Below are 12,784 nucleotides of genomic sequence, written 5' to 3' on the forward strand. Positions count from 1 at the left end.
GCCTGAAGAGTCCGTCCTTCTCAAGAACTGTCCGGATTTGATCGGAACCTTTTTACTTTACCCAATTCTCGGGTGGTTCCTAAATTATAAACCAGGGTGGCTATCGGATTGTCTATCTCCGGCCATACGACCTTACCCAATTTCTGCTATTTCTTGGAACATTGTAGTTTCTCATCATCTCCTTTATAAATGCGTTTAATTCTGATAAAGTGAAGTTTGGATTCGCCTCAACCCAGGCCTCCCAATCATCATTCCAACCAGCCCTATGAATGTCTATGTGCTCTCTATTCGAAATCCGGGCTATTCTCTGATCGATATATCTCCTCGGATTCCTTACCAATTGATTCATACGTCTCCTGAATATTTTATTTCTTCTTAAAAGGGCCCGTGGTATTAAATGGTGATTTCTCATCGCGGCAGGCCCAAAAACGCGGCGCCAGAACCCCTGGAACTTTGTCCTTCTTAACCCCCCTTTTGTGAAGCCCGTCAGAACCATTGCAACGGAAGAATAAGCGAGATAAAGTGCCTGCATTGCGGGGCTTCCACTAGCTTCCGGGCTCCCCCCACCGGGAACGCCACCTGAACTTCCATCTTCAGACCCAGGTGAGAATTCTAAAATCCCAGCCAGGGCAATGGCAGCGTCCATTTCAGTTGCATCTACACCACCCTCTGGATCGGCACCTGCGCTGCCAGCAATCCCAGTAGGTGAGCCTTCTGGATTTTCCCCTTCAGAACTGCTGGATCCACCACTAGGTGACCCCCCCGGGTTAGCATCGTTACCCCTAAGAGCAGCTACCGTACCGTTCACAAGACCACTTACTGTATTTCTCAGTCGCGAGGCAGCCTGTGCTTCATCCCACGATCTGGAACTACTTGGATCATAGATGAATACGCCCCCACCTTCAGGTATATCATTAACAAATCCGCCAACATTTCGGTATAATCGGAATGATTGTCCACTTCCAGAAGGTCCAGCAGAAAATATCTGACCTGGTTGAAGATTTACTTCGTTCCCTTCTTCATCTCTTGGTAGCTGGTTCACGGGTATAGGGTTTATTCCTTGACCATTCGGTGATGCTTGGCTTTCAGCCGATTGCGTCCCACTCTTGTCAACGAACCGTATCGGGTTATTTTGATTAAATCGGTAAAGATTATTCCCATCTACACGTTCAGCAGGATCGCAATTTATCCATCGTGAAACCCACGGCGAATAATATCGGGCAGTGTGGTAATGCAACCCACTCTCCTCATCGGACTCTTTCCCAGCATACCGATATCGTTTCCTGGCAAAACTACCGAAACTAGTCTCACCATACGACGTTTGCTCTTCGCGATTAACCCAGCTGCCATCACCGCTCAAGACTACGTTACTGCTCCCGAGATGGTCACTAAGATGGTACTGCACTTCTGGAATGTTCTCGCCAGCCTCATCTGAGCCCTGGCGCACGAGGGCAATACGCTGTTGGTCATCAGCGATGTGCAGTTGGTTATTCTCACCCGTATTCGACCCACTCTGGTTCCAACGATAATGCTCGAAGATGCCGTCGATATACACTCGCACGTCGAACTGCCCACTCCGATTTCGGACGAGTTTCAACACCCGCTCGCCCCCTGCATCGTAGAAGTAATGTGCGTGCTTCGCCGGATCAGACCCGCGTATTTGACCATAGAAGGCCTTCATCCGGTCGCTGTGGTCCCACTCGAAGTGACGCGAGGCAGCTTCCTGGGTTAGATTTCCGTTGTCGTCGTAGTTGTACTCGATACGGCGCGTGGTACCGTTGCCAATCTCGAGCGCGTTCAGTTGGTTTGTGCCGGGGTCGAGCGGGAACGAACGCGTGAAGTTACCGTTCATTGCTCGGTGCCGGAGTTCTTCCATATTGCCGAGTGGGTCGTATTCATAGCTCCGAGTGTAGCTCCGGACGAGGGTCGGATCGTTGCAGCGTGGGCTGCCGTCCCAGGGGTCCGGAGAGTGTGGCTGGTCGCATTCTCTACCCGTCGCAGAGGTCAGACGATAGAGCGGGTCGTAGGTGAATGTCCGGTCGAGCGCGTCCCTACCGAGACGTGTATCCGGGATGCCACTCGTGGGAGTGCGGTCTCGAATGGCCGTGATGTTCCCGGCGAGGTCGTAGGCGTAACTAAAGTCCTGGAGTGGTGTCCCCGTTGGATCGTAGCCCACATCCGTCGACCCTGACATGGTGAAGGATTCGGTACGGAGGCGTGTGAGTCGGAACGTCCGCGGATCGTACGCGTACCGAGTAACGATATCGTTACCGTAGGCGATGAGCGTGCGCTGTCCTTTGGCGTTGTACGCGATTCGTTCAACGTACGTTCCTTCGGTCTCTACGCCCTCTGGACTCACGAGTTCGACTTGTTCGAGCGCGCCACCTCGGTTGTACTCGAGATGGAGCCCCTTGCGCTCGGGCAGCACGATAAGGACACCATTCGAGTCCCTCTTCCCGACGTCCTCCGGATAGCGGATTTCCTTTCCACGGTTCAGTGCGTCGTAGACTGTCGAAACTCGGTATGAGGATTCGTTCAGAAGCGTACGGGCGTGGTCCTCCAGGGTCGATCCGCTTGGCGGGTGCCAGTCCACACGGAAGGGGTGGCTGGACCCGTCAAACACGGAGATGAGGACCTCGTCCGCGAACACCTGCCTAACCTTCTCCTCTACGTTCCCTTTGAAATCGTACGCATCCAGTGTGAGCCGGCCTGCTTCGTCGTAGTGTCGGTAAATGCGACCTAGAAGGTTCGCATCCCGAACCTCGGATGTCGACAGCCCGATTTCAGATCCATTTCCATACTGGATATACTCGCGAAGGGATACCGGCTCGTCAGGAATGTCCCCGTCTCGCGCCCACATGTGGGTGGGGCGGTGCAGAGCATCGTAGCCCTGCAGTAAGAGCGCACCTTTCTCGTCCCGTCGTTCTACTTCGTTGCCAGCAGAATCGAAAACGCTGCGGCGCATTCCAGCGTCGACGTTTTCGGTGCGGAGCGCACTGTTCGCGAGGTCGTAGCTGTACCAGAACTCTTCGCGACGTCTCTCCTCGAATCCTGTAGAAGGCGGCTCACGTTCTATGAATTCCTCGGTGACAGTCACCGTGAGCAGGTTTCCTCGGATGTCGTACGTCGAGGACGTGGTGTACTCTTCGAGGTTTCCTCGCCTAACGTTACGCACTGTGGCCTCGACTTGCCGTCCCAGTGAGTCGACGAGAACGCTCGCGGGGGTGTTCCAGTGTGATTCGTACTCACTGGATTCGTCTGGATGGGTGCGGCCGGCGTTGTCGTTCGAGTCGTAGGTATACGATTTCCAGGGAGTTGCGTTGAGCCGATTGGGTATCGACAATTCCGATGGCTCCCCGATGATTACTCTCTGCTCCGAACCATCCGGATTGATAGTTCGGACAGCCTGTCCACGTGGGTCGTACTCGACAGTCGTCTTCACACCGAACACCTCCGGCGGCGCCTCGGTACGGGGGAGATACTCCCACCCTTCGGCGAAGAACGGTTCGTACTTCTCGACGGTCTGGCCCTTGTTATCGTAGGTCTGCCACCCACTTACGGTGACACGGTTGTCACTGTGGACTCCGCGAAGCTCACCTCGCCCAGTTGCGAAGGCTATCTCTCCTCGTGTAGTTGCCTCGAAGGCTCTCGCGACAGGCTCGTCCAAAATCGCTGCATCGGCCACCGAACTAAGGACTTGATTGACCGCTTGAACGTAGTTCGAGGTCGTCTCGATCGAGACGTTCGACAGTTTGGTCCGAGCGAACTCTTCGCTGAGAGTCCCCTCCGGAACTACAACTCGTCGATGGGAGAGGTCCTCCAAATCGTTAATATCTGTAGTGCTGCGCGGTACTAACACCGCCTGCTCGATGAGGAGGTCGAGCGTACCGAACGTTTCGTCGCCGAAGATGACCTCTTCCGCCTGCGTTCGGGTCTGGAGCAATCGACCGAATCCATCGGAGTACTCCCGGGACTCGATCGTCGTCTGGGGGAATTCTTCATCAATTTCTCGATCAGTTAGCGGTGGCTCTCCCGCATCGATCCGGCGTTCGTTCTCCTCGCGAATCCTCCCTAACCGAGCCTGCTCGTGCTCTTCGCGTTTGATCGTATGCACGGCCACCGGTTGTGGCTCGTCCGGCGGGGTTTCCTCGAATGCGAGCAAATCGTACTCGAATCGAGTTCCCGGTTGTTCGAACGTGTCTCCGACAGGCTCGCCTTCTTTCCCCATGACTACAATTCCCATCGGCAATCCGAGGGGGTTATACGAGACGGCCGTCCGATTGCCATTCGGGTCGGTGACCTGCCGAGGCTGGAACGTCCTGAAATCGTAGGTCGCCGTCGTTGTGAGTCCAACTGGGTCCCGAACTGCGACTGGCAGAAGTGCGTAGGTTTCGTCGTGCGTGATTCGAGCAGTCAGCGACTCCCACTCCTCTATGGATAACGAGCCAGTCCCGAAAAACGCGGTTGGAGCGCACTGCTCGATGACGTGTCCGTACGCACGCTCACTCACACCGTTGGGAAGTTGGAAGTCGTATCGTCGTCGCTCGCTCGTGTAGTAGCCTCGTTCGAAGCCAGATTCCTCACCATCGGCGTACCCGTAGCCCGCGGGGACGACGTGCAGTCCCGGTCGGGTTGCGTCTTCGGTCCCCTGTCCCGGAAGTAGCTCGCGGTACTTGTCTGGGTACTCGCTCCAGTCGGGCGTCCCAGTCACCTGAAGCGACGGTGGGAATACAGTCCCATCGTCGTATACCTCGCGCACGATTTCGTCAGTAAGAACGAGTGTCTCAGTTCGAACGGGTACGCCGTACTGGTCGATTTCACCGCACGGTAGTCCTGTGAATGCATCACGGGGGCGTCCCCCAGTTGCCCCCGAATCTCCGTCGTAGAAATTGACGCTGTGCGCGACGATTCGTGAGGGGTCTAACGCCCGGCTCTGAACGTGCCGCTCGACAACATCCCGAAGCGCGAATACGCTGTCCGCCCGCCCCGAGATATCGTACGTCGTAGCGCTTGCCGCGCGGTCGACGATGTACACGTCCTCGCGCTCAGCGTTTCCGTCACGGGCGTACTCGGTGACCGTCGCGGTCCCGAGGTATAGGTCAGTATCCTCAGGCAGCGGCTCACGATAATCAGCACCACGCGGGACGGCGACAGACATCTGCCAGCGGGGGAGACCGTACCGATCGTAGCCGCCGACCTCGGCGTCGGACTCGACGAACTCAGCTGTGAAGGTGAACTGCGTCATGGGGTCGTCGCCGCGTTCCCACTGGGTGGTCCGCTGGCCGAGCGAGTACGCGAAGAATATCGGCTTGCGATCTGGGTTGTCGTTCTCGATACTCACTTCGGTCACTCCGTGGAGCTGTTCGGTCACCGTATACGGCCGATCTTCGCGCTCCGAACCGTCGAGCGCATAGAGTTCCGTCCGCAGTGTCCGGCCCCGGAGTGCTCGGAGTGCGTCTCGCCGATCAGCCGACCCGTCGATTGCCTCGAGCATCGAGTCGGGTCGAGAGAGCGCTTGCTCGTCGCCGGCCCAGTACTCGTGCTTGTAATCGGACTCGGTCCACCCGCCAGCAGGGTCGCTGACCGCCCCCTGGTGGAACCAGTGTTTCGTCACCGTCGGCTCCGAAAACTGCACCCCCGAGATAGCGGCTTCGCCACCATCGGCGATGACACCGACGCGAGTAAATTCGACCACCTCACCGTGGAGACCAGGCTGGTTGTACGCTTCGAACCGCTCGGTGTCGAACTGCTCGACCATCCCGAACCCGCGGAACTCGCGTTCGACGCCGTCCCAGTAGCCGTGGTGGTATCGATACTCGGTGGTGAGCTTCCCTTCGGAGAAGACGTCGATCGCTTCGACACGCGAGACTACATGGACGGGGAATGGGAGTGGCGTCTGCCAGCGAGTCTCCGGGCGTTTCTGGTCTTCGAGATAGAACCGTATCGAGGGCTCGTATCCCACACGAGTGGTCGCCCCCATGTTGTTGTCAATCTCGTCGAGGAGGTACGGTTTCACACCCCCGGTAAAATCGAGGAAGAACGCACGGTTTCGCGTACCTAGTCGGTCGGCACTGTAGAGGATTCCCGGAACACCCGTTCCCAAGAGGTCGACCAGTCGAATAGCGTCCATATCACCTACGCCCGGCGTGCCGTCGATTGCGATTCGGTCGCTCCAGCGCTCGCCCGACTGGTTGAGCCACAGCAGCACGCGCTCGTCGTCGACGTACACGCAGTCAGCGAGCCCGTCACCGTCGACGTCACCGAGAAGGATACGCCGCGGGTCGTACCCGTACGGGAACCGTGGCGCGTTCCGCATGCGAACCTTCGGCCCCCAGTTGCCGTGACCGAGACTAGGCCAGTATTCGAGGTCACCGTCGTAGACGACTGCGATATCTTGTAGACCATCACCGGAGAGGTCGGCCAGTCGGACCCGCTCGTCCGCAAAGTCGACCGATGGTCCGGTTCCTCGCTTCGCATCGTTCCATTCCTCCTCGGGGTCGTTAAAGTAACAGATGGGGCCGTTGTCACCCGATTGTACGGCGTCAGTCACACCGTCACCGGTCAGGTCGACTAGCCTGACGCTCGGATCCTGTAGGTTGACGCTCGGCGCGACGTCGTAGCGCTGGAACGAAAGGCGATCCCACTCGCCGTCGAATCCGAGCGGGAAGTAGCCTGCCAACCCGTTCACCGTACTCAGGAGGTCAATCCGACCGTCTCCGTTTGCGTCGAGTAACTGGATGCCTGGGTCGGCAAGCCGAAGTCCAGCCGGTGACCGCCGCATCGACTTCGGCTGAGCGAATCGTCCGTTGCCCAGATTCCGCCAATAGCGGACGGTGCCATCGATCTCGACGATGTCAGGCAAACCGTTCCCGAACAGGTCTGCGAGTTCGAGCTCAGGACTGCCGAGTGAGCGACCAGGGATGTCTCCTTCGACCGGAATCAGATCCCGGCCTGTGGGGTCGAAAGCGGTGTAACCGAACTCGAGTGCTGGCAGTCGTTCTGTTTCCTCGCCGTCGTGGCCACGGACGATGACCCGTGTGAGCATCGATACGCCGTTGGACGGGGACGAGCTCACGTCTGTTCGCTCGTCAGCGTATGTGAACTCGATCGTTCGAATGACGTGGCCACCGGGGTTGTACTCGCCATCCTCGTCAGCGTGGGTTCGAACCACGATTTGCTCACAGCGCCGTCGCGTCCGCTGTTCGAACCCAGCGCGATGCGTCGAAAAGCGATCGGGGCGGTCACCGTATTCGAATTCAACGGAGACCAGATATGAGGGATCAGTAGTACCCGGCTGGTCAAAATCGATGTACCGGATCGTTCGAAGGTAGGTCTGTGTCCAATGTCTACTGTCAGTAGACTGGTCTTCAGGACCGTCCGGTTCGTACTCGTAGTTCACGTGGTTTCCGAACGGATCTTGCGTCCGTGTGAGCAACCACGAGACTGGTCGTCCGCTCGTCCCGCGGTCCGGGTTCGTGACTGTCGCTGGATCAGTCCCTCGGGATTCGGGTGTTCCATAGATACTCTTGAGGCCGTCCTTGCTTCGGACTGTCCAGTAGTCGTTGTCGCTATTTCGATGGTGAACGATCTTCGCAAAGAGGCCCTCCGTCCGTGGACGATATTGTTGTCCCGATGGGTGCGGCCCCCACGCTGGTGCATCTCCGACCGGGACGAGGTCCTCCGCACCGGAGAGAACGAAGGTGTCGATGTTGTCGTGGTATATCGGAACCCCGTCGCTGGTTTTCCGCGAGACGCCTGGGACGCTCAGCACCCACCCGAGTCCGAACGGTCCGTTTCCATTTCCCGTACTGTAGGTGAGTTGAAGTCCTGGTCCAAGCCCATTTCGTCCGTCGGGAACCTCGATTGGAACCGTGAAATTTCCAGTTCCAGTGAACAGGTCTGGTGAGAATTTCTCGCCGATTCCCGAGAGTGCTCCGCCCCCCTCCGGGAGCGAAATCACCTGTTCAGCAACACCCGACTTGTTGGTCATCGCCGCCTCGCCGACTGGACCAGAGCCATAGTCTAAAATGTAACCCAAGCAATATAATTTCGTACTATTGGATAGCAGACATTTTAGACACGTTCTGAGTCAGCCACAAGAACGTCCTAAGATGAGTGAAGAAGAGAAGAAAGGTGGGTTGACTCTCTATTAGTAGAAAACGCCTCTAGTGGGTCAGAAACCGTTTCTACTAACAGACCGACGGTGTCGCTTCTTATTTAGTAAGATGGTGGCTCAGGTGTAACTCATCATCACAAAGGGCTGAGTGGGGCAGACCCCGTTTCTACTAATAGAATTCTGAGAAAACAGAGCGCAAGGTACAGAGCCGAGTAGGTCTCTTCAGTAGGTCGGTACTTCCTCAGAGTCGGTAGACAACTGCCTCGTACGGCCGGAACTCTCGTTCCAGTGGACTATCTGGAGAGCTCTCGTAGTTGCTGAGTAGTACCTCTGTATCGTTCGTTTCGATACCGGTTCTGAACATCGCAGGTTCGTCCGACCAGTTGAGGACGACCAACAATTGCTCTTCGTCGAGTGTTCGAGTGTACGCGTAGAGTTGCTCGTGATCAGGAAGGAGGAGCTCGTACGCACCGTAGACAAGCGTGTCCATCTCGTGTCTAAGGTCGATGAGCGACCGATAGTGATGCCAGATGGAATCCTCGTCGGCAAGTGCCGCTTCAGCGTTGATGTCGTGATAGTTGTCGTTGACTTCGAGCCACGGTTCGCGGTCGGTGAAGCCGGCGTTCGGAGCATCTGACCACTGCATCGGCGTCCGTGCATGGTCCCGACTCCAGTAGTTGACGAGACCACGAGCCTCCTCGAACGAGTCGATACTTCCCGTCTCGAATAGCTCTTCGACCTTCCCGATGGTCATCACGTCGTCTATCTGGTTCAGACTATCGAACTCGACGTTCGTCATCCCGAACTCCTCTCCCTGGTAGATGTACGGTGTGCCACGAAGCGTCAGCAGAAAGGTCGCAATGAGCTTCGCACTCTCTTCGTGGTACGCGCCGTCGTCGCCGAACCGAGAGACGATCCGAGGTAGGTCGTGATTTCCGAGGAACAACGCGTCCCAGAACGTGGCTGCGAGTTCGCCCTGAGCATCTGTGACGATTTCTTTGAACTCCGTCAGGTCCCACTCACCCCACTCGTCGAGGGTCCACTGGCCATCCGAGCCCTCGTCGACAGACATATGATTGAATTGAAACACCATATCTAGCCCGCTCTGACCCTCGACGAGATACTCGGCGGCTTGCGAAATGCTCGTTCCACCCATCTCGGCGACGGTCATCGCGTCGTAGTTCGCGAGTGTGTCGTCGTAGATTTCCTGCAGGTAGTCGTGGATGTGAGGGCCGTGGGCGTAGTGCTGGTGACCAACGAGTTGCTCGTCGAGGTCACCGTCCGGAAGCCCGTCGGTCTTCGAGATGAAGTTGATGGCGTCCATCCGGAACCCGTCGATACCTTTGTCGAGCCACCACGTAATCATCTCCTTGATGTCTTCGCGGACATCCGGGTTGCGCCAGTTGAGGTCGGGCTGGTTCTCGTCGAAGAGGTGGAGGTACCACTGTTTGCGGTCGTCGTCGTAGGTCCATGCAGGCCCACCGAAGACAGATTCCCAGTTGTTCGGTGGTTCGTCGGGTGACCCATCGCGCCAGATGTAGTAGTCCTCATATTTACCGTCACGCTGCCGTGAACGCTGGAACCAATCGTGTTCGTTCGAGGTATGGTTGACGACGAGGTCCATAATCAACCGAATGTCTCGCGCATGCAATGCGTCGAGTAACGCCTCCCAGTCGGCCATCGTCCCGAACTCGTCCAGTATCGAACGATAATCACGGATGTCGTAGCCGTTGTCGTGGTTCGGGGAGTCGTATACGGGACAGAGCCAGACGACGTCGACGCCCAGTGAGTCGAGGTAGTCGACTTTCTCGGTGATTCCAGGGATGTCACCGACTCCGTCACCGTCGCTATCGTTGAAACTGCGCGGGTAGATTTGGTAGACGACCGCTTCCTTCCACCACGACTCGTCGGGTTGCTTGAGAACCTCGGCTCGACTCATCACCAACCACCAAGTCTGGTCCAAGTGCGTGGCTCGATACCCTCGAAATTAGTGTGTGGTGCCGTCGCTGTCGGATTCCATGTGAACTCAAATTTGGGACTCATCTGCAGTTTACGACTGGTTCGTATTCCATTCATGATTCTGAACTTGCCGGGGAGCAGTGCTTTTCCCGCCTATTAGAGCAGAAGAGACTATCGCTCTTAAAACTATTCAGAATCTTAATCAACTGCTTGATTCAGAATTTTTATTACAGAGTATGTCACAATTGTAGATGAGCATGAGAGACAATCGCAATGGAAATCGAAGGCGGTCAGCAGTCACTCGCCGCCGATTCATCAAAGCAGTCGGCGCGACGAGTGGTGTGGCAGGTATCGCTGGATGCGTCGGGAGTGGAGACGGGGACAAGCCCGAGAACGCAGAGTCTGGTCAAACGGTCGTTCGACAGTATTCGGGTGTCGGTGCCAACGAATCATCAGAGGTCAAAGACCAAATTCGAGAACAACTCTGGAACGCGGGTCTGTCCGAAGACATCTACGTCGAGATTGTGGACGGGCCGTCGACGACGGACCAGTTACTCAATCAGTACCGGACGTGGCTGTCCGCAGGACGAGAAGAGCCCGACATCTTCAGCATGGATTCCGGCTGGACGATTCCGTTCGTCCAACGGGGCCAAGTACAGAACCTCGAAGAACTCTTAGACGACAGCACACTCAGTACCGTCAAGAACGACTACTTCTCGGCGAGCGTGGCGTCGGCAAGTTCACCCGATGGCACACTTTACGGAATCCCAGAGTTCCCGGATTTCCCGACGATACAGTACCGCAAAGACCTCGTCGAGGCTGCTGGCTACGACACTGAAGGGTGGCAAACTGAGCCGATGTCCTGGGAACGGTTCGCTGAAATCACCGCCGACGTGATGGCGCAAAATGATGTCGAGTACGGGTATACCTTCCAAGCGGACAGCTACGGAGGACTGTCGTGCTGTGATTTCAACGAGTGGATGACGACGTGGGGCGGTGCGTACTTCGGAGGTACAGAAAACCTCTTCGGACCGGTCAACGACCGCCCGGTCACAGTCAACGAAGGAGGTGCTGTCGAGGCTATCAAGATGGTTCGGTCGTTCATCCACGGGAACGACGACAAACACGGGATGGATATCACCGGCAACATCTCCCCTGCGGCAACACTCGGCTGGACCGAAGAAACCTCACGGAAGCCATTCACCAACGGCAATGCGGTCATGCACCGCAACTGGCCGTACTCGATTGCGATAAACGGAGCCGAAGAGGAACTCGGCGAAAAACTCGGCGTGATGCCGCTCCCGTACGGTGTTTCGGCTGATGACGCTCAATTCAGTGGCACCGGTGGCTCTGCATCCGCACTAGGCGGGTGGAACTCTGTGGTGAACCCGAACTCACAGAAGAAAGACGCGGTTGTCGAAGTCCTGAAAGCGAAGATGTCCGAGGACTTCATGTTGTGGCAGTTCGAGAATCTCGGACTCTTGCCGCCAAAACCATCGGTTTTCAACTCCGATTCGGCACGAGACGTCCCGGTTATGGGTCGATATATGGATGCTCTGCAAACCGCAGGGAGCAACGCAATCCCACGCCCGGTGACGACTGCGTGGCCCGACCAGTCCGGTGCCATCGCCAGTGCGGTGAACAAGGCACTTCAGAAAGGGAGCAGTCAATCGCCGCAAGAAGCGATGGACGCGCTCGCGTCGACACTGAAAGAAATCGAGGAGCAGTCGGTCTGATCGAGTCCAATGGCAACCGAAAACAAACAATCGAGGACTATCCCACGTCCGGATTACGCTATCGCAAACAAGATCGAGACGCTGCCCGAAGAGCTGTACGCGTACCTTCTGATCGTCCCAGCGTTTTTGATGGTCGGTGTGGTCGCGCTGTGGCCACTGATGGATACGTTCACCATGTCACTCCACGCAGATGCACTCTCGGGTGTCAGCGTCGGCGACTTCATCGGCATCGAAAACTACGTCGCTGTCCTCACCGGGCAGCGTAATGCGGTGTTACCGGGGTCGTTCTGGTACGCCGTCGGCCTCACTATCGCCTTCACACTCGGGAGCGTCACGCTCGAAACGGTCATCGGTCTCGCACAAGCACTCGTTCTCGACCAGGAGTTCCGCGGCCGCTCGTGGGTTCGGATGGCGATTATCCTCCCGTGGGCAGTGCCTGTCGTCGTACAGGGGATGATGTTCTATCTCCTGTTCGAACCGAGTATCGGGTTCCTCGTCGCACCGCTGCAAGAACTCGGCGTCTTTTCGTCGACGCCGCTGGCGAACACCCAGGACTCGCTGATACTCGTCACGCTCACCGACGCGTGGAAGACCTCTGCGTTCATGGCACTCATTATCCTCGCAGGGATGCAGAGTATCGACCGTAGTCTCTACGACGTCAGTAAGGTCGCCGGTGCAACTGCGTGGCAACGGTTCAAATTGATCACCTTCCCACTGGTGCTGCCCGCGGTCTTGGTCGGGATGCTGTTCCGGACGCTGGGTGCCCTGAAAGTCTACGGCGTCATCGAGGTGCTTTCCAGCTGTCGGACCGTCCCGTCGATGACTTGTCTCGTCATCTCGGCGTTCCGGTCGAACAGATACGGAACGTCCGCGACGCTCGCGTTCCTCACCGCGCTGGTAATCAGCGTGTTCATTCTGGTGTACCTGGTGAAGTTCGTGGACAGTCTGCGGGGAATCGGAGGGAGCGTCTGAG

The 12,784-nt window shown here is 56.9% G+C and carries 4 protein-coding genes and 1 pseudogene; 2 read left to right on the top strand and 3 right to left on the bottom strand.

All coding sequences use genetic code 11. From position 1 onward, the window contains the following. Window positions 1-112: 112 nt before the first annotated feature. From ACK3SC_RS11160 to ACK3SC_RS11170, 3 genes and pseudogenes are all read right to left on the bottom strand, one after another. A complete protein-coding gene (locus ACK3SC_RS11160) occupies window positions 113-6,550 on the bottom strand; it encodes a toxin TcdB middle/N-terminal domain-containing protein (RefSeq protein WP_416841215.1) in 6,438 nt (2,145 codons plus the stop codon). A 627-nt stretch (window positions 6,551-7,177) separates the two neighbouring features. Further along, window positions 7,178-7,990 (bottom strand): annotated as a pseudogene (locus ACK3SC_RS11165) (SpvB/TcaC N-terminal domain-containing protein); the annotation flags it as partial. A 367-nt stretch (window positions 7,991-8,357) separates the two neighbouring features. Next, the gene (locus ACK3SC_RS11170; RefSeq protein ID WP_416840252.1) at window positions 8,358-10,055 is read right to left on the bottom strand and encodes a glycoside hydrolase family 13 protein; all 1,698 of its coding nucleotides are present in this window, start codon (window positions 10,053-10,055) and stop codon (window positions 8,358-8,360) included. A gap of 334 nt (window positions 10,056-10,389) precedes the next feature. On the opposite strand from ACK3SC_RS11170, the gene ACK3SC_RS11175 reads away from it, so the two are divergent. Next, a complete protein-coding gene (locus ACK3SC_RS11175; protein ID WP_416841216.1) occupies window positions 10,390-11,811 on the top strand; it encodes an extracellular solute-binding protein in 1,422 nt (473 codons plus the stop codon). 9 nt (window positions 11,812-11,820) lie between these two features. Further along, the gene (locus tag ACK3SC_RS11180) at window positions 11,821-12,783 is read left to right on the top strand and encodes a carbohydrate ABC transporter permease (RefSeq protein ID WP_416840253.1); all 963 of its coding nucleotides are present in this window, start codon (window positions 11,821-11,823) and stop codon (window positions 12,781-12,783) included. Window position 12,784: the final 1 nt, after the last annotated feature.

The organism is Haloferax sp. DFSO52 (assembly GCF_048158745.1).
Classification (GTDB): Archaea; Halobacteriota; Halobacteria; order Halobacteriales; family Haloferacaceae; genus Haloferax.